Here is an 18,731-nt window from a genome sequence, read left to right as displayed (position 1 = left end):
TGAATTACATTTTAAAATCCCATGGCAATGGGTTTATTAAGGTTACCCTTTTTTACATCAGCTGCTTGAAAAAAACTTTGTAAACATTTTTCATTTTACCTATTGACATTTCTTAGCTGGACTTTTTATTTATTCTGACACTCCATTGTTTTCCTGGTAAATGAAATGTTCAGACCACAGCCCAACAAGTCTCACCCCTTAATCGCCCCTACCATAATTCCTTTTACAAAATATTTCTGAACGAAAGGATAAAGCAGCATAACCGGCACAGAACCCACAATAATACTTGAATACTGCAGCAGGTATTTCGTTTCCTGCATCTCCAGCTGTTTCGTAACATCAAGCGTCATGCCTGCCGTGCCCATATTAACCAGGATCTCCCGCAGGACAAGCTGCAGCGGGAACTTGGTATTCGTACTCAGATACATCATTTCATTGAAATAAGAATTCCAGTGGCTTACCGCATACAGCAGGACATTCACAGCCAGAATCGGCTTCGCAAGAGGAATTGCAATTTTAATCAGGAAGGTAAAATCATCGCAGCCGTCCACGCTGGCGCTTTCCTGCACTTCTCCGGGAATTGTGGACTGGAAATAGGTACGGGTAATAATCAGGTTCCAGACCGAAATAGAGGTCGGTATTACCAGTGCCCAGATGGTGTCAAGCATTCCCAGGTTTTTAATCAGAATATAGGTGGGAATCATACCGCCGTTAAAAAGCATGGTAAAAGTGAACAAAAGCATAACCGGATTACGGATCGCCAGATCCTTACGTGACAGCGGATAAGCCGCCAGCACTGTCATAACCAGGTTAATCACAGTACCCACCACCGTATATAAAAGGGAGTTGCAAAATCCGGTTACAAGCAGTTCATGCTTTAAAAGCATTTTATAACCACGCAATGTAAAATCCACAGGCAGCAGGAAAACCCTGCCCGAAAGAAGTGCCTTCGGCGACGAAAAAGAGGCCGCCACAACATAAATCAATGGAATCAAGATGCAGATTACAGATACGGCGCACAAAATATGCACAAGCACCATGTATATGTAATCCTTCGGTTTCGTATAATACCGGACAGACATATTTTTCTTTTTTATTGTCTTTGCCATAGCCGCCTCCTTACCACAAGCTGGTCTCGTTTACTTTTTTAGAAAACATATTTGCAAGTACTATCAGAACCAGATTACATACGGAATTAAACAATCCTACTGCCGTCGCATATGAATACTGGAAATTGATAAGACCACGCTTATAAACAAAAGTGGAAATAATCTCGGAAAACTGCATATTCACCGGATTCTGCATCAGATATACCTTTTCAAATCCCAGGCTCATAATACTGCCTACAGCCAGAATCAGCTGAATTACAATTGTTGGCATAATCGCGGGAATATCTACATTCCACACTCTTGCGAAACGGCCCGCCCCATCAATAATCGCCGCCTCTACCTGGGAAGTATCCACACTCGCAAGTGCCGCAATATAAATAACAGCGCTGTATCCCATTCCCTGCCAGACACCCGACCATACATACAGGCTTCTGAAGAGCTCCGGCTTTCCCATGAAATCAACTGCCGTCCCTCCCAATGCCGTAATTATATTATTGACCAGTCCTGTCCTGATCGAAAAAATATTCTGCATGATACCTACCAACACTACTGTGGAAATGAAATAAGGGAGATATGTAACCATCTGAACGACTTTCTTATAATGCCGCCCCCGCATTTCATTGATTGCCAACGCAAGGAGGATAGGCATGGGAAAACTGATTACAAGGCTGTACAAACTGAGTGCAAGCGTATTTCTCATCAAAACCTTAAAATCCGGCGTGGTAAAGAAATTTTTGAAGTGTTTTAATCCCACCCAGTCGCTCCCCCAGATTCCGCCCCGGATGGAATAATCCTTAAATGCGATAATTGCTCCGCCCATAGGGAGATAGGCAAAAATAATCAGATAGGTAACAGGCAAAATTAACATCACATATAACTGCCAGTGCCTTTTTACCTCCGTAGATATTCTTTTCCCCAAACTTTTCTTGGCATTCGGCTGGTTTAACATAGCCGTCCCCTTTACCCTGGTAGCTTTCACCGCCATATATATTTCCTCCTCCTTACCAAATGTTAATTGTTATATATATAATTAGCATCCTACATGTGCTTTGTCAAGTAGTTTATTTATGCAATCTGCACTAATATTTTTTATTTTTAGTCCTCAAACTATTAGAATCAAATATAGATTTCTATTCTTGACACCAAAACCTTTGGATGATATTATTAACAAAAAGTAAATCGTTTAATTTTTTATGAGGAGTATTACTATGCCTGCTACGCTGAAGGATATTGCAAAAGAAACCGGCCTGAGCACCGCCACCATATCGAAATATCTGAACGGCGCAAAACTCCGCGAGAAGAACCGCATTGCCATCGAGCAGGCGATACGTAAGCTTGATTATACTGTGAATGAGTATGCCCGGGGATTTAAGCTGAACCGGTCACATATTATCGGGGTTATCATTCCGGATCTGAATAATCTTTTTATAACAAACATTCTTGTCCAAATGGAGACTCTCCTCCGGGAGCATGATTACAGTATCATGATCTGTGACTGCCATACAGATGCCGCGCTTGAGCGTGAGCTAATCCATTTTCTGTTGGGAAGAATGGTAGACGGCATCATCAATATGCCTGTATGTGCAACAGGAGAACACTTAAAACCCGCATTATCGAAGAAAGTTCCCGTACTCGTTCTGGACCGGATGATCTCCGGGCTGGAAGGACAGATCGACAATATCCTGATTGACAATGCCAGTATTGCCCGCAGGGCTGTCCAGAGCCTTATCGACCAGGGACACCGCCAGATCGGCCTGATCATCGGCCCCACTGACTATTCCACTTCGCGGGAACGTCTGGAGGGCTATCGGCAGGCATTGGCTTCCTCCGGGATAACGGTAAACGACAGTCTTATAGCCTACAGTGATTTTACTGTTGAGGGCGGATACGAGAGCTTATGTCATCTGTTAAAGTGCAATCCCAACATGACGGCTGTCTTTCCCACGAATTACGATATGACACTGGGCTCCTTTATTGCCCTTAAAGAACAGAATATCCGGATTCCGGATGATATGTCCTTCATCGGCTTCGACGATATGGGGCTGTCCAGGGTGACGCATCCCCCCTTAACCATAGTGGCACAGCCTCTTGAACAGCTTGGTATTTATGCAGCCAGACGCATTCTCAGCAGACTGGAAGATCCTGATGAAGTTCCTATTTCCATCACGCTCTCCGCATCACTTAAGATCGGCACTTCCGTAGGCGTCCCCCGCCACGTAGAAGATGAGTAATTAAAAAAGCCGCATAAAAACGACGTTTTCCCAGGTTTTTCTGGCAACAAAAAAACGGCAGCTAACCTGCCGTTTTTTATTTTAAATAAAGAGTGTACAACCCTGCTGTTTGAAATGCTCTATTTTCTGATCAATCAGCTCCACCGGCACATCCAGCCGTCCGGCCAGGCACCTTTTACACAAAAACTCCGCCGCGCCCCTGTTCACGAACTTTTTATATGCGCCGATTTCATTGTAAGTAAGCTCTTTACCGCATTGAAAGCACGCGGACATTATAGATCAACCACCTTTGCCCGGAATACCTCGCAGTCAAACGGTGCAAGCTCCCTGGAAACAGTGGCGTTCTTCACTTTAATGCTCTCGCCGCTCCACACTTCCTTCATTTCCAGTGTTTTCCCTGTAGAAAAACCCAGGCCCACTTCATCCAGGTTAAATCTGGCAACCGCCTTTTCCTCACTCATATTGAACAGGCCAATCGCAAGATCCCCGTTTTCCAGCTGCCTTGCATAAATGAGCATATCGTCCCCGGCCCAGATTCCCTGCAGCTTGTAGGCCTGACGGCAGGCGCTGTCCTGGTTGATACGGATCAGCTCTTCATTTCCCAGAATCTTCTTCGTTTCCTCCGTCATACTGCGCACATCGCAGCCGATCATCAGCGGTGAGCCAAGCAGGGACCAGATGGAAAAATGTGTCTTGTACTGCACGTCGCTGCAACCCTTCAGGCCCACATTTCCATTGCCGTACATGCCAACGATCAGCATGTCCATATCATTGAAGCAGCCCACGCCATTATAAGGATGCAGCTTCTCCTGCTGCTTTACCAGATCCTTTACGGACTCCCAGGTATCGAAGATATCCCCGGTAGAACGCCACATGGAGGCTGCGGAGGTCTTGATCCACTCATGGGTCTGATCCGCTCCCCAGGAACAGGCGCTGAACAGGATATCACGGCCGCAGTTTTCCAGGGCAAGCCCCATGCGCCTGTACAGGTACTGCCCATGAATGATAGGGCTGTGATAGCAGTAATCATATTTCAGGAAATCCACGCCCCACTGCGCGAATGTCTCCGCATCAATGAACTCATGTTCAAAGCTTCCCGGATAACCGGCGCAGGTCAGGTTTCCGGCACAGGAATACATGCCGAATTTCAGCCCCTTGCTGTGCACATAATCCGCAACAGCCTTCATGCCGTTGGGGAATTTCACAGGATCCGGCACAAGCCTTTCATTTTCATCCCTCTCACGCAAGGACCAGCAGTCGTCAATGACCAGATATTCATAGCCCATCCGGGGAAGCCCTGCTTCCACCATCGCATCCGCTGTCTCAAAAATCAGTTTTTCATTGATGTTCTCTCCAAAGGTATTCCATGAATTCCAGCCCATGGGCGGCGTTAATTTAACCATACTATTGACCTCCAAATTCCTGTTGGGTTATTATGTAGCTGTGCGGAAGGCTGTGTAAATGCCATGCCTTCTGTCTGCGGCGGGGATCGGGAGCCGCTGGAAAACCGCCCCGCCGATCCCTGCCGCAGACAGAAGGCACGGCATCGCCGCAGGCTTCGGACATTTTTATTATAGAATGGATTTTAAGAACCTTTCCATATAATTTAGTTGCAAAAGCATGTACTTTTCGTTCATTTTGAAAGATTCAAAAACGAGGAAGGGAGGGTTGACCTTGGAAGGGTATTCGGAGGAAACGGTGCGGCTTGTGGGGTATGGCCGGGAGGATTGTTCGGATCTTCATTCCTGGGGGCCAGGGGTCAGGGCTTTTTATATTATTCATTATGTGATCCGGGGCGCAGGGTTTCTGGAGTGCGGAGGAAAACGGTTTCGGATTGCGGCGGGGGAGAGCTTCCTTTTGTACCCTTATACGGAGCTTTTTTATTATCCGGACCCGGAGGACCCCTGGGAGTATACGTGGGCGGATTTTACGGGGAAGGAGATCGGGCGGTTTTTATCACGTACCGGATTCTCTTTTTCCTGGCCGGTTGCTCCTGTTATTGGTGCAGAGGATATTCTTCCTTTGTTTGACAGGCTTGGGCGGCTGGATTTTCTTTCCCGGGGAAAAGGGGAGGCAAACGGGCTTTTGCTGGCGATTCTTGGTGTTTACGGGGATATTTTTCCGGCGCCGCAGGTTCCCGCCCGTAAGGAGGATGATCGGCTGTCCACCGCGCTGCTGCTGATTCAGGGTAATTATCATAAGGCGGACTTTAACGTGGAGCGGCTCTGCACTGCCATGCATGTGAACCGGGTCACGCTTTACCGTCTTTTTTCCGGGAAACTGGGTGTGTCTCCCAATGGGTATATTTCTCATTACCGTCTAGAGCAGGGGAAAAAACTTCTGGAGATGGGCTTCTCCGTGAAAAACACGGCGCTTTCCTGCGGCTTTTCCGATCCCTTTTATTTTTCCAGAGCCTTTAAGGCGTATACGGGAATGGCTCCGGCGGCCTATAAAGCGGAGCCGCCGCAAATCAGCTGAAACCAGCTGTTCCGGATATACAAGTGCGTAATCCTTCCAATATAATCTTACCATTCATTTCCGCCTGGCTGAATCACATAAAATGAACATCTGCAGGGGGCTTCCGCCGGCCGTAACCAACCGGCTGACAGAAGCTCCCTGTTTTTATTTCATCTTCTATTTTATTACGTATATTTTTATATTTAATTTTAGTAAAACATCGGTAAAAATTTTCAATAACCGGCAAAAAAATAAACGATGGGATAACTCTTCCAGTATTTTACAATTCAATTGACTATATTTTTCGGATGGATTAAAATAGATTTACCAATAATTGGTAGTAGAAACTCTGGTAACTATGTGCATGGAAGGGTAGGCAAACCAGTAATACAGCAAAGATTATCCGTCCGGGGCAGGGAGAAAAATCCTCTGCCCGCAGAAAGCCCGCATTTTGCTTCGCAAAACAAGTAGGATTTTGGTAAACGGATAAAAGGGGGAACTCTATATGGCATGGTATTCCGGTACTTTTTATTGTGGGCATGAAGGCTACATAAACATTATCGGGCCTCTGAAGAACAGGGAAAAAATGAGAGAGTACAAGTTTTCCGGCCTCTGCCCGGCATGCTGCAGAGAAGCGCTGCTGCAAAGCCGGAACAAGCAGAACGCCGCTGCCAGGAAGGCCGCAGCCCGCATGGAGCTGCCGCCGCTTGAGGGCAGCCGAAAGCAGGTGACCTGGGCGGAAACTCTCCGCGTGGAAGCGCTGACCCGTCTGCAGGCTTTTATCGATAACCCGCGGAATGTCGATCTGGTCGTCAGGCGCATGACCTACGAAGCGCTGACTCCCATGGAATTAAATGCCGGGGAACTTCCTGTGATATTTCAGGAAATCGTCCAATATCTCATTCATGAAAAAACAAAGGCAGTCTACTGGATTAACAACCGTTTCAACAAGGACCTGTGCAACCTGGAGCAGCTTCTTCCCGAATATCTGGAATGGAAGAAATGGTGCCGCCCGGAGGAAAGCAGCGCCGATCCCGGCTTCATTTCCAAGGATTCCATTATTGCCCCCCATGCTCCGCAGTACGCCGGCATCGTGGAAATCAGGGGGGATGATAGTGAGATCCTGGCCATTTATGAGAAAAACGACCGATTCCGGGAAATTATCCGGGATATGGATTATGAATGGAACGGAAGCTGCTGGTACCGCAGGCTGAATGCCTGCCGCGGCCGTTTTTGCGACCGTGCCGCCGAACTTGGCAATCTTCTGCTCAAAAACGGCTTCACCGTATCCATTGCGGACCGCGAAGCCCGTGAACAGGCCATTACCGGCAATTTTCTTCCTGAACATAAACGCTGGATCAGCAAAAGCAAAAAAGGCAGCTTCTTTTACATTGCCATATCGCCCAATATGCCCAGGGAAATCTCTGTGAACCTGAAAAAAATACCCACCTCCAACTTCCACTCCGGCGGCATCTTCCTGGAGCCGTCGCATTATGAGGAACTGGAGGATTTTGCGGAAATGTACGGATTCCGCTTTGATCCGGAGGCCAGGGAGCTTCTCGAGTCCTACAGATTGACTCTGGACAGCGCGCCCCGCGTATCCCCGGCGCCTCCAAAACCGACGGAAGATATCAACAACCTGCACAAAATACTGGAATCCTCCGGAGCCATTCTGGATGATCTGGCGGATAGTGACTGATTATGCATTTGACAAACAAGCTCCTGGACTACCAGGAGAATGCGGTAGAAAAATTGAAAAAGGTCAAGGTGGGCGCCCTGTTCATGGAACAGGGCACAGGCAAAACCATCACTGCGCTGGAGCTTTGCCGGCTCCGGCTGGAGGCCGGAAAGGTCACCCACATCCTGTGGCTCTGCCCCTGTTCCACCAAGCAGAACCTGAAGGATGAGCTCATCAAGCAGTCCCCCCGGGAAATGCTTGAGAAAATTACCATATGCGGCATTGAGACACTTTCCCGAAGCCTTCATGCCAACAGCTATCTCCAGCTGCTCACCGAACGGGAAGCCTGCTACCTCGTGGTGGATGAAAGCCTTCTTATAAAAAATCCCTACGCCTACAGGACACAGAACATAGACCGGCTGTCCTCACGGTGCGAATACAAGCTGATTCTCAACGGTATGCCCATTTCCAAAAACCAGGCCGACCTGTATGCGCAGTTCCATGTGCTTGACTGGAGGATCCTGGGCTATAAAACCTACTGGTCCTTCGCCGCCAACCACATTGAATTTGATCCGGAAATTCCGCAGAAAATCATCCGTTGTCTGAATACGGATTATCTTGCCAGAAAAATATCCCCCTACACCGTGCAGGTTACCAAAAAGGACTGCCTCGTGCTTCCTGATAAAAGATATACCATTAACTACTTTCCGCTCACCCCGGAACAGAACGCCCATTACAACAGCGTGGCCGACACCCTGCTGTTTCACCTCAACGAAATGCATCCTGAGACCATATACCGGCTGTTTTCAGGTCTGCAGGCCGTAACCAGCGGCTTCCGTGTGAACTTCCGCAAAAGCGCAGTTTCCGGCTACGAACATATCGTAACCTCGCCCTTTTTTGCGGAGCCTACGGATAATCCCCGGCTGCAGCGCCTGCTTACTGTACTTGACAACCGGAACAAATACATCATTTTCTGCAACTATACCTATGAAATCGATGTGCTGTGTGAAATCCTTTCCAGAAAATACGGCCCGGAAAACGTGGCGCGCTTTGACGGTTCCCTTCCTATGAAAAAAAGGCTCCGTAACCTGGAGGAATTCAGGGAATCCGCCACCTTCCTCATTGCCAACCGGGACTGCGCGGGCTACAGCCTTAACCTGCAGTTCTGCCATAATATCATCTACTATTCCAACGGCTGGGATCTGGCCACCCGCCTGCAAAGCGAGGATCGTATCCACCGGATCGGCCAGGATCAGGACATCCGCATCCGGGATATCTGTGCCTATAACACCCTGGACGAAAGAATCCTCAGCTGCCTGTACAGGAAGGAAAAGCTTCTGGAAGCCTTCAGAAACGACATTAAAAACATGGAAAACAAAAATGGAATCGCGGAATGGGTATTTTACCGGCAGCCAAGCCGGAGCCTAATGGACTGCGATGATTTGGAGGAACCCCGCCATGCCTAAAATATACCGGGACAAAAACGTATATGAAGCCGCTATGGAGCGGTACGATATCATTTATAAAAATTTCGATCACATTTATTTCAGCGTTTCCGGAGGAAAAGACAGCTCCATCATGCTGCAGCTTGCCGCCGGCGCCGCCCGCCGGACCGGGAAAAAATTCTCAATCCTTTACATCGATCTGGAGGCCCAGTACCAGGCAACCATCGACCATGTGGACGAGCTCATTCGCTGTACGGCGGATGTGGTGGACGCCTGGTACTGGGTGGCCATGCCGCTTTCCCTGCGAAACGCCGCCTCCGCCATCCGCCCCAAATGGATCTGCTGGGATAAGAAACAGAAGGAAAAATGGGTGCGCTCCCTCCCCGACAGGGAGGACGTGATTATGGTAACGGAGGACAGCTACCCAGAAGAATGGACCTGGTTCCGAAGAGGCATGGAATTTGAAGAGTTCATCCTCTTTTTCGCCCAATGGTTCTGCACCGCCCGCAAAGGCACTGCAGCCGCCGGCATCGGCATCCGCTCCGACGAAAGCCTGAACCGGTTCCGTACTATTATCAGCTCCTCCAAGGAACGTTTCCAGGATTACCCCTGGACCACGCGGGTCAAAATCCATGACAAGCCGATTGACTGCTATAATTTTTACCCGCTCTACGACTGGTCCGCCGCCGATGACTGGACCGCCGTAGCCCGGTTTGACCTGAAATTCAACTACATCTATGAACTGATGTACAAAAATGGCGTGCCCATCAGCGAGCAGCGGCTCTGCCAACCTTACGGCGACGACCAGCGCAAGGGACTGGATCAGTTCCGCTCCCTGGAGCCGGATACCTGGGAAAAAGTGCTCTACCGGGTAGAGGGCGTGAATTTTGGCAACATCTACTGCCGCACCAGCCTTCTTGGGAATATTAAATCGGAAAAGCCCGACGGCATGACCTGGGAGCAGTACGCCGTATTCCTCCTGGAAAGCCTGGGCCTCTACGCTCCTGAGGTAAGAGATCACTACTACCGTAAAATCAAAAAATTCCTGGCCTGGTGGGAAAAGGAAGCCGGCATCACCGCAGATGCCATGCCCGACGATAAATGGAATATCCAGGGCTTCCGCCAGGCTCCTTACTGGAAACGCGTTGCCCGCGCCATAGAAAAAAATGACTTCTGGATGTCAGGGCTCAGCTTCAGTGAAACCAAGGGTGATGTAAAACGCCTGTTTGAGCTGAAAAAGAAATATGCCGGCATCATCCGGCGGGATATCCAGTCCACAAATAAGCAGCTCAGGGAGGCTGCCGGGAGGATTGAAGATGAATTTGCAAAAGAGGGAGTTTAAAGAAGACTATGACAAAGCCGCCTTTTATTCCATTATGGGCGAGTTCTTTGCCGAAAAAAAATACCGGGACGAGATGCCCTATCTGGTAAATACCGAGGAAAAGGAATGGTGCCTGTTTTTCGCAAACGGTAAGCTTGCAGGCTTTTATGCGCATGAGGAAAGGGAACGGCACACGGCCATATCCGGCGTATATGTGCTTCCTGCCTTCCGTCAGTATGGCGTCTGCCCCTTCATGCTGGAGGACATGCTCCGCTCCTTCCCCACCGTGCGCATGGTCACCTCCAACCCCAGGCTCATCGCCATGCTGGACGAAAGAGGTTTTCACCGCCTTTCCCGCCGGGGCAGCTATATTACCATGGAAAACTGATCCCGGATTACCCATACATACAACAGAGGAAACAAAAGAGGAAACACAAATGGATTTGAATCAACTCATAAACGAACTGCAGGAATACATCACCTCCATTGATGATTTTTCCGAAAAGGTGGAAGCGATCAACAAAATCAGGAAGGGAATCTCCCAGGTCAGCCCTTTTCAGGAAGAGCCTACCGACTGCGTGCTCTGGGTCAGGCAGGAAAATGTGCAGGCCAACGAATACAACCCCAACCACGTGGCTTCTCCCGAAATGACCCTTCTGCACACCAGTATCCGGGAGGACGGCTACACCATGCCCATCGTAACCTATGACATGAGAAACGGAAGCCGTGAAATCGTGGACGGCTTCCACCGCAACCGGGTGGCCCGGGAATATCCCGACATCCAGCAGCGCGTCCACGGCTACCTTCCCGTCACCACCCTGAACAAGCCCCTCGACCAGCGTATCGCCGCCACCATCCGCCATAACCGCGCCCGCGGGACCCACGGCATCCGCCCCATGAGCGCGATTGTCATGGTTCTCACCCGCTCCGGCTGGCCCGACGAAAGAATCTGCCGGGAGCTGGGCATGAATCTGGATGAGGTCATCCGGTTAAAACAGATCACCGGGCTGAAGGAAGCCTTCATGAACCATGAATTCAGCAGGTCCTGGGAGGAATTTGAAAAGAAATATTATCAGGAAGAGTAGCCTGCATTATCCAAAGAAGCGCATCACGACAAAAAGGCGGCCTCCGTGAAATACCATTCACCGGATACCGCCTTTTTACCACGGCGCTGACGCCGCATCTTATTCTCTTATTTTTCTTTAATGAACTGGGCCACCTGCTTATCCCATACACAGATATGATTCAGCAGCCATTCCACAATGTTCTTCTTTACAGCCTCTACAAAAGCTTCGCTGGGGCCTTCCTCCTCGTCCAGCATATCCTTCAGCTCGTTCACGGCCTTTACAAAGGAAGCATGCTGTACCTTATGCGCTTCCAGCAGCGGATACTCGTTGTCTGCCTGAAGCTTTTCCTCATCTGCAAAATGAACATTGGTATAATCCATCAAAAATCCCAAAGTCTGAACAGCAACCAGCTTCTCCGTTCCCACCCTGCAATCTTCGGTCAGCTTGTTGACCCTTGCAATCAGTTCCTGGTGCTGGCTGTCAATCAGGTCATTTCCCGTTCTCAGCGTATCATTAAAAACAATTGCCATATCCTTACCTCCCAATTCTCCGGGCAATACGTTCCCCTCTCCCGGCCTCCTCCAGATTACTCGGTTACGGAAAACTGATCCTTGCCGACACTGCACAGCGGGCATAACCAATCCTCGGGAAGATCTTCAAAAGCTGTGCCGGGATTGATTCCGTTGTCCGGATCTCCAAGTTCAGGATCATAGATATATCCACATACATCACAAACATACTTTTTCATTTTAATCACCTGTTCCTTTCTTAGTTATAATATTTTAACCACAATATAAATTATTATAACAAAAAGAAGGTTATATTACAATCTGTCCGTTTCAAACGCAGCAATTTTTTTTTTAAATCAGCTCATCCTGGATACAGGCAGTATTTATGTTCTCTTCTAACGCCCCGTCATTACGGAGCTTCTTCAAATAATCCAACGCGGCAGTGCGTGTGTCACCTATAACCCCTGCCTGTGTGGCAATTCCTTTTTCCCGGCAAAGCTCTTCCGTCCGGCCGCCCATCCCACCGCAGATGACTGCATTCACCTTCTGCTTTTCAAGAAATTCCGGCAGCATGGCAGGACGCAGGCCGGGATTCGGGATATCCGTTTCCTTCATTATCTTTCCGCCGTAAACCATATAAATATGAAAGCTTTCGCATAGCGCAAAATGCCTGGCTACATGGCTGCCGGTACTTGCTACAGCTATTTTCATCCTCATACCTCCTGCATATCGCAGTCTTGCCTGTGATACTGTATCAATCAGTAATTTGAAAGTTCCTTTCAAGCCTGCGTCTGCCGTTTTTGCATCCGCTTCTTATGTGACAGTGGGTATCAGAGTTGTCCTTAAGCCAGCTCATCCAGCGTACATTCCAGAATTTCCGCAATCTGTTTTCCAAGCTGTATTGACGCTGTCTTCGTTCCTCTCTCAATCTGGGATAAATAAGACTGCCCTACCCCAATTGCTCCGGCAAGCTCGGCCTGGCTGAGTCCCTTTGCCTCCCGCCTTTTCTTGATATTTTCACCTACAGACATAATTTTCCCTTCTTTCCCCTTTATTACTGTGGTAATATATTTATATATTACCACGATAATAGTATATCCCACAATTGGTGGATTGTAAATATTTGGTATTACATTTGTTGGATAAATAAAACTATTAAAGGAGCATCTCATGTACGAACCCGCCAATGTAGCCGAACGAATTAATAAACTTTTGAAAGAAAAAAATCTGCAGCAGAAAGACATGCTTATGGAATCAGGGCTGAACAAAAACACTATATCCTCCATGCTTTCCCGAGGTTCCATGGTTAAAGCAGACACACTTGCAAAAATAGCCGATTTCCTATCCTGTTCTGTTGATTATCTTTTGGGTCGTACAGAAAATCCGGAAATTTACCGTTACAAAAAAACGTCTCAAAACGGGGAAAAAGTGCCATGTAACATTCCTGTCGTCAGTTCCGTTAAAAATTTCCCGATTTCCCATGAAGAAGCTGCCATACCTGATTTCCATATCGTATACAACAGATCAGTAGCCTATACGCTGTATGCTGATGACGACAGTATGGAACCGGTTATCCGTATGCACGAATTAATTGATATCATCCCCTTTACAGAGCTGGTTTCTGAGGAAATCGGTATTTTTTTGGTGCAGGAGGAGACGGTATGCAGGAAAATAAAACTTTTTGTCGATAAAGTAGAACTTTATCCATTTAATTCCGAATATCCGACGCTGCATATTTCAAGGTTTTCTCCTGACCGCATTCAGGTCCTGGGCAAGGTTGCCCTGAATGCCTCACAATATGCGCGAATGAAATCCATTTCCTCATCCGTCCTGAAATGATCCAAAATTATTTCGTTTTACTTCACAATTTCTTCAATTGTTTAACACAAAAAGGTCACAATTATAGGGTATCCTATAACCATGGAAAGCCAATAACGCTTTTTCAATATAGATACTCTTTTTCATAACTCAAGCCAGTACCAGCAGGGTACTGGCTTCCTCCCTTTTTATAGGGTGTTTTTCATACCTGCGGCTCCCTTCCATTTTAAGGGATATATTTCATCCCTACGGCTCCCTTCCTTCATTATTCTCTCTACCAAAGTACACTCCCCCGGCAAAAAGAAAAAAGGCAAAAAAATCCCGCGGCCAGTACGCCGCGGACTCTTTTTGCTCATTTTTCACCCATTTTTTCTGAACATTTTTTTCTTGAATTTATTCGCATTGATTTGCATTGAGCCGCCTCTGCCCTTTGGCTGCTATAAATCATTGGACGAACAGCTCACCGCCATCGTCCGGCCATAATAGGAACTGTGCTCTCTGCATTCCGGCAAAGTAAGAAAAGGACGGACGCGCCGCCGCATCCGTCCCTCTCTTTGCCCCTGGAACATGTCTGAAAATTGTCCCCGGGCATCAGTTCTCATTTTTATCTGATGTCATATACACTTCTCAGCCGGATACCCTCCGTATTTCCTTCCAGAATCTTCACGGTCTTCGTTCCCGCATTCATGTCGAAGAAGTTGTCCGAAAGCACCAGATTATCCTCTTCATTGCGGATTTCCACGCTCTTCGCGTACGCCTGCGCCGTAACGGTGATTTCATCCCCTGCTATCGCACAGGACAGCTGCGGATTCTCATAGCAAAAATACTTGGGATATGAGAAATTAACCGTGCCGTCGGAAACGATCTGTCCGTCCATTTCCATTTCATAGCTTACGTAATTGGTGCGAAGCTCCGCTTGCGGATAAAGCACCTTATCCAGCCATACGCTTGTAAGGGCAGGCACCGAAAGGTTTTCTTCGCCTCCCTCAAGGATTTCGGCTTTGGGATTACGCAAAGCCCACCTTACCGTGACCTGCGCCTCCTGCATCGTCTCGTTGGCCACGTTCAGGCGGATGGATTTCTCAAACTCAAAATGCTCCCGGTTCATGTTGGCTTCGGCGCTCATCATGCCCTGTTCCTCACAGGAAAGGAGGACGGGGGCGAAAAAGCGTCTGGCATAATAATGCAGCGCCTTCAGCCTTCCCGTATAGTCCACGCTGGACCAGGACACCACCGGCCAGCAGTCGTTGAGCTGCCAGTAAATCGCGCCCATACAGCGGCCCCGGTAACGGCGGAAATGCTCCACGCCGTAACGGATGGCATCCGCCTGGAGAAGCTGTGAAGCATAAATAAAGGTGTCGAAATCCGAAGGATATTTATAGGTCTGCTGCATATAGCCCATGATTTTACCGTTGGCCCCATACTGCCGCTGGTGTTTTTCACAGATGTATGAAAAAGCGTTGTAATCCTCAGGATCGTCCGTGAAGGTTTCGATGGTTTTCAGGGACGGGAACGCCTGGAAGCCAAACTCCGAGGCATAACGGAAGAAATATTTCCGGTACTCGGAAAACGGCCGGTTGCCGTGCCATACCGCCCAGTAATGCACGTCCCCTCTGTTCGGATCGTTGGGCTCGTCCAGGCAGCCGCCGGAGGAAGGGCTGGCGGGCCAGTAAAAGGCCTGGGGATCATAGGTATGGACAATCTCCGGAATAATGCGCTCAAACATGAGGAAGTAGTCACGCACCTCGCTGGCCTTGGTCAGCCAGCTGTTTTTCTCAAACACGAACTGCTCCATTTCATTGTTTCCGCACCACAGCCCCAGGGAGGCATGATGGCGGATCCTTTTTACGTTTTCAATAAATTCCTGACGGATGTTGGCCTCAAAGGCGGGCGTCAGCTCATATACGGCGCAGGCGAACATGAAATCCTGCCAGACCATCAGTCCCATTTCATCACAGAGGTCGTAGAACCAGTCGCTGGGATAATAGCCGCCTCCCCATACGCGGATGGCGTTGTAGTTGGCAAACCGGGCTTTTTTAAGCAGCTTCGCGGTGGTTTCCGGCGTCACCCTGCCTAACAGGTTATCCTCCGGGATATAATCGCCTCCCATGGCAAACACCGCCACGCCGTTCACCTCATGGGCAAAGCACTCGCCCCATTCGTCCTTCTTTCTGCGCATGGCCATGGTACGCAGGCCGATGCGTTTTTCCCAGCTGTCGATTTCCCGGCCGTCGGAATACAGGATCACCTTTACGGTATACAGATCCTGCGCGCCGTAGCCGTTCGGCCACCACAGACGCGGATTTTCAATCCGGATTTCGGAGGGCGAATTTTCGATAACGCGTTTTGTCCCGTCAGGCGCCGTGATTTCCACCGTATAGCTCATATGCTGGCCGCAGCCGCAGAATAACCGGCCCCCGGTCACATCCATCAGCTTCGGTACCCCATCAGTGACGCCCGCAGTTTCCTCCGTCACCTGAAGCTTCAGGACCACCCCGCTGACGGAACGGTTGCCAAGCGCCGCAATGGCGGCATCGCTGTCCGCTTCCGGCACGCGTTCATGCTCCTGCAGGATCAGTACATTGTCAATTCTTCCCCTGTCTAAGCCAAGCAGGATGACAGGCCGGAAAATTCCCGCATCCGGCAGATGTGCGCCCCAGTCCCAGCCGAACATATAATGTGCCTTCCTGATATGGACAAATCCTTCCAGCGTATCGTCATTTCCCAGAGTACGGCATTCCCGGAAGGCCTGGCGGATGAATTTTGTGGGGGAATGCAGAACCACCTTCAGCTCATTATCTGCGGGCCTGACTTTTCCCTTCACATCATATTCCCAGATGCGGTGCATACTGTACGCATTCCCCAGGTGTTCCCCGTTCAGGTATACATCGGCAATGGTGTCCAGGCCGTCAAAATGCAGAAGCGCCCGGTCTGACTCCCGGATTTCTTCCGGGCAGTCAAACTGTGTGACATACTCATAATCATATTCCATCAGGGAAAGGGCCTTGTCCTCATTGTCCTTCCAGAACGGATCCTCCATCCTGCCGTTTGCCAGCAGGTCCCCATATACGCTTCCGGGCACGGAGGCAGGCAGCCATTCCTGTTCTCCCGCACGGCGCATAGTCCAGCCTGTATGTAACGTCTGTTCTAACATCCCAGATTCTCCTTTCCGCGCAGATAATCTGCGTACCAGACGATAATCTCCTGAATGCGGGACAGCTCGGATTCCCGGCTTACGCTGCGGTAAACTTCCTTATAGTGATACAGCCAGTTTTCCAGCTCCTCCGCCAGCTTCCAGGCATCGGGAAGGCTGTCATAGTTTTTGCCATAAGCCCTGGACGCTATCACCCTGCCCAGCTCATTGAACAGCCGGATGGCGTCCATGGCAGTCAGATAAGGCTTCACCAGCCCTTTGGTACGGCTGTCCATGCGGGCAATGCTTTCATAGACCGCCCCCTTGATTTCCTCCAGGTTCCGGTTCTTTTCCTCCGCATTGTCAAGCAGATCCAGCTGCTGCGCAATATAGGCTTTGTGATCCTCTGCAAATTCAGCCACACCCAGCTCCCGGAAACGGATTGCCGTCTCCCAGCCAAAAGCGCTCTGGTTTGCGGCCGACGCGATAATACCCACGAATTTTTCTTCCCGGTCACGGAATTCCAGCAGGGAAATCTGACGGTTGATCTGCTCAAATTCAGGGATCTGTGTATTCCAGGAAAAAGCCGCGCCGTATATCATGCCCACAATGCCGAATTCCGGATGGTTCACATGCAGGAAATCGCCCCAGTCCGTATTCAGCAAGCCGATGGAATGGTATTTTACGGCATAGGTGCACATCCGCTTAATATTTTCATAGGAATTTTCAATCAGATAAACAAACTGGTTCCAGCCGCAGGCGCCCGGACAGGAATACTGCACCGCTCCCGCATCAGCCAGCCATTTCGTTTCCTCCTCGCGCTGATACTTTGCATAGCCCCAGTTCAGGCACACGGTTTCTTCGGGAAGCTCCTTTATCATCTCAGGAAAACCGCAGATGACATCGCCCCAGAACATGGGACGCCTGCCGTTCTCCACCAGGAATTCGCAGAGCGCCTTTACGAAATCAATGTAGATCCGATCCACGCCCTTTTCCCGGGCCGCTTCCCTGCTCTTTCCTTTTCCCAGATCAAAGGTTTCGTCCGCACAGATGTTAAACTGCTTTGAAGTAAAAAGAGGCATGAACTCCGCGATTTTGCCCTTGATAAATTCCAGGCTTTCCGGATCCGTCACATTAATGGTGTGATGGTGCATCCTCCCCCGCAGGGAAAAAGGCATTTTCTCCGAATCCTCCAGCTCGCACAGATAGGAGTAGCCCTGGGAGCTGAGCACCTTGTACAGATGGCCGAAGCAGGAAAGGGAAGGCACCAGCTCTATCCCCCTCTCGGCGCAGTACCGATCCAGCTCCAGGATTTCAGCGGCGGTCAGCGGCGTATCATCCCGCCAGATTTCACTGAAATCACGGAACAGGAAGGTGTGCTCAATATACAGCTGCAGCTGGTTCATTTTATAATACGCCATTTTATCGGCCATTTTTTTCAGGAAGGACATCTTCGGCACCCGTCCTCTGGTAATGTCATGGTAAAACCCTCTGTTGGGGATGTCCGGCTCGTCCTCAATGGTAATGGCAGGAAGCACGGCCCCGCACTGCGCAGCCATCTGCAGCAGGGTCTGGCAGCCATACCATACGCCGGCCTCCCCGCCTGTAATACACACATTTTTTTCATCTACAGTGAGCCGGTAGCTTTGAGGCGCCATCGCCTCCGACTGCGACAGAATCACATCGCCCGGGCGGCCCGTCCCTCTGGTCAGCGCAGGGGCAAAGCCCAGCTCCTCCTTCAGCGCCTCCACAGCCAGCTTTGCCTGGGCGGTCAGCTTTTCGCCGCAGGACGGCTCCAGCACCACATAGCTTTCATAGGACAGCGTAAAATGGCTGTCCGGTTCTCCAAATTCGATGTTTTTGGGTTGCGGTATCAGATACATGTTCCCTCTCCTTTTGCTCGTATGATTTTTGTATTGTTTTCGGAAAGCTTTGTAAACGCGGCCAAACCGCCGGGTCTCAG

Annotated in this window: 18 protein-coding genes; 8 read left to right on the top strand and 10 right to left on the bottom strand. The window is 49.5% G+C overall.

All coding sequences use genetic code 11. The features are described 5' to 3' along the window. Positions 1-191: 191 nt before the first annotated feature. Both FYJ45_RS23695 and FYJ45_RS23690 read right to left on the bottom strand, forming a co-directional pair. Positions 192-1,109, bottom strand: a complete 918-nt coding sequence (locus tag FYJ45_RS23695; protein ID WP_154467495.1) for a carbohydrate ABC transporter permease — start codon at positions 1,107-1,109, stop codon at positions 192-194. A 10-nt stretch (positions 1,110-1,119) separates the two neighbouring features. Then, positions 1,120-2,094 carry an ABC transporter permease gene (locus FYJ45_RS23690; RefSeq protein WP_154467494.1) on the bottom strand — a complete coding sequence of 325 codons (975 nt, stop codon included), beginning with the start codon at positions 2,092-2,094 and terminating at the stop codon, positions 1,120-1,122. Positions 2,095-2,317: 223 nt separating this feature from the next. Between FYJ45_RS23690 and FYJ45_RS23685 the strand changes: the two genes are divergently transcribed. Further along, on the top strand, positions 2,318-3,340 hold the full coding sequence (locus FYJ45_RS23685) for a LacI family DNA-binding transcriptional regulator (protein ID WP_195841953.1): 1,023 nt from the start codon (positions 2,318-2,320) through the stop codon (positions 3,338-3,340). A gap of 81 nt (positions 3,341-3,421) precedes the next feature. Here the strand turns inward: FYJ45_RS23685 and FYJ45_RS23680 are convergent, their stop codons facing one another. Continuing rightward, positions 3,422-3,613 (bottom strand): hypothetical protein, encoded by a 192-nt coding sequence (locus tag FYJ45_RS23680; protein WP_021635694.1) that lies wholly within the window; start codon positions 3,611-3,613, stop codon positions 3,422-3,424. Further along, positions 3,613-4,743: a glycoside hydrolase family 27 protein gene (locus tag FYJ45_RS23675; RefSeq protein ID WP_154467492.1), complete on the bottom strand. Its 1,131-nt coding sequence runs from the start codon at positions 4,741-4,743 to the stop codon at positions 3,613-3,615. The genes FYJ45_RS23680 and FYJ45_RS23675 overlap by 1 nt, the downstream gene beginning before the upstream one ends. Before the next feature lie 271 nt (positions 4,744-5,014). Here FYJ45_RS23675 and FYJ45_RS23670 point away from each other — a divergent pair, with 271 nt between their 5' ends. The 6 genes from FYJ45_RS23670 (at position 5,015) to FYJ45_RS23645 (ending at position 11,326) form a co-directional block, all read left to right on the top strand. After that, positions 5,015-5,818 (top strand): AraC family transcriptional regulator, encoded by an 804-nt coding sequence (locus FYJ45_RS23670; protein WP_235930986.1) that lies wholly within the window; start codon positions 5,015-5,017, stop codon positions 5,816-5,818. Positions 5,819-6,302: 484 nt separating this feature from the next. Further along, a complete protein-coding gene (locus FYJ45_RS23665) occupies positions 6,303-7,496 on the top strand; it encodes a hypothetical protein (RefSeq protein WP_154467490.1) in 1,194 nt (397 codons plus the stop codon). 2 nt (positions 7,497-7,498) lie between these two features. After that, positions 7,499-8,941, top strand: a complete 1,443-nt coding sequence (locus FYJ45_RS23660; protein ID WP_235930985.1) for a DEAD/DEAH box helicase — start codon at positions 7,499-7,501, stop codon at positions 8,939-8,941. Then, on the top strand, positions 8,934-10,262 hold the full coding sequence (locus tag FYJ45_RS23655; RefSeq protein ID WP_154467489.1) for a DUF3440 domain-containing protein: 1,329 nt from the start codon (positions 8,934-8,936) through the stop codon (positions 10,260-10,262). The genes FYJ45_RS23660 and FYJ45_RS23655 overlap by 8 nt, the downstream gene beginning before the upstream one ends. Continuing rightward, a complete protein-coding gene (locus FYJ45_RS23650) occupies positions 10,237-10,629 on the top strand; it encodes a GNAT family N-acetyltransferase (RefSeq protein ID WP_195841952.1) in 393 nt (130 codons plus the stop codon). The genes FYJ45_RS23655 and FYJ45_RS23650 overlap by 26 nt, the downstream gene beginning before the upstream one ends. Before the next feature lie 49 nt (positions 10,630-10,678). Next, positions 10,679-11,326: an IbrB-like domain-containing protein gene (locus FYJ45_RS23645; RefSeq protein WP_154467487.1), complete on the top strand. Its 648-nt coding sequence runs from the start codon at positions 10,679-10,681 to the stop codon at positions 11,324-11,326. A 107-nt stretch (positions 11,327-11,433) separates the two neighbouring features. Here the strand turns inward: FYJ45_RS23645 and FYJ45_RS23640 are convergent, their stop codons facing one another. The 4 genes from FYJ45_RS23640 to FYJ45_RS23625 form a co-directional block, all read right to left on the bottom strand. Next, positions 11,434-11,838 (bottom strand): bacteriohemerythrin, encoded by a 405-nt coding sequence (locus FYJ45_RS23640; RefSeq protein ID WP_154467486.1) that lies wholly within the window; start codon positions 11,836-11,838, stop codon positions 11,434-11,436. A gap of 56 nt (positions 11,839-11,894) precedes the next feature. Then, positions 11,895-12,056 (bottom strand): rubredoxin, encoded by a 162-nt coding sequence (gene rd, locus FYJ45_RS23635; protein ID WP_025489001.1) that lies wholly within the window; start codon positions 12,054-12,056, stop codon positions 11,895-11,897. Positions 12,057-12,168: 112 nt separating this feature from the next. Then, complete coding sequence (locus tag FYJ45_RS23630) at positions 12,169-12,528, bottom strand: NifB/NifX family molybdenum-iron cluster-binding protein (RefSeq protein WP_025489000.1); 360 nt, start codon at positions 12,526-12,528, stop codon at positions 12,169-12,171. A gap of 131 nt (positions 12,529-12,659) precedes the next feature. After that, positions 12,660-12,848, bottom strand: coding sequence for a helix-turn-helix domain-containing protein (locus FYJ45_RS23625; protein ID WP_102288605.1), 189 nt, complete (start codon positions 12,846-12,848; stop codon positions 12,660-12,662). Between the two features lie 139 nt (positions 12,849-12,987). Between FYJ45_RS23625 and FYJ45_RS23620 the strand changes: the two genes are divergently transcribed. Then, on the top strand, positions 12,988-13,656 hold the full coding sequence (locus FYJ45_RS23620; RefSeq protein WP_154467485.1) for a helix-turn-helix domain-containing protein: 669 nt from the start codon (positions 12,988-12,990) through the stop codon (positions 13,654-13,656). Between the two features lie 583 nt (positions 13,657-14,239). On the opposite strand, the gene FYJ45_RS23615 is transcribed toward FYJ45_RS23620, so the two are convergent. Continuing rightward, on the bottom strand, positions 14,240-16,789 hold the full coding sequence (locus FYJ45_RS23615; RefSeq protein WP_154467484.1) for a beta-mannosidase: 2,550 nt from the start codon (positions 16,787-16,789) through the stop codon (positions 14,240-14,242). Next, positions 16,783-18,651 carry a glycoside hydrolase family 20 zincin-like fold domain-containing protein gene (locus FYJ45_RS23610; RefSeq protein WP_154467483.1) on the bottom strand — a complete coding sequence of 623 codons (1,869 nt, stop codon included), beginning with the start codon at positions 18,649-18,651 and terminating at the stop codon, positions 16,783-16,785. Before FYJ45_RS23610 ends, FYJ45_RS23615 begins: the two co-directional genes overlap by 7 nt. Positions 18,652-18,731: the final 80 nt, after the last annotated feature.

The organism is Eisenbergiella porci, from assembly GCF_009696275.1.
Classification (GTDB): domain Bacteria; phylum Bacillota; class Clostridia; order Lachnospirales; family Lachnospiraceae; genus Eisenbergiella; species Eisenbergiella porci.
This window is presented reverse-complemented; position numbering and strand designations above follow the sequence as displayed.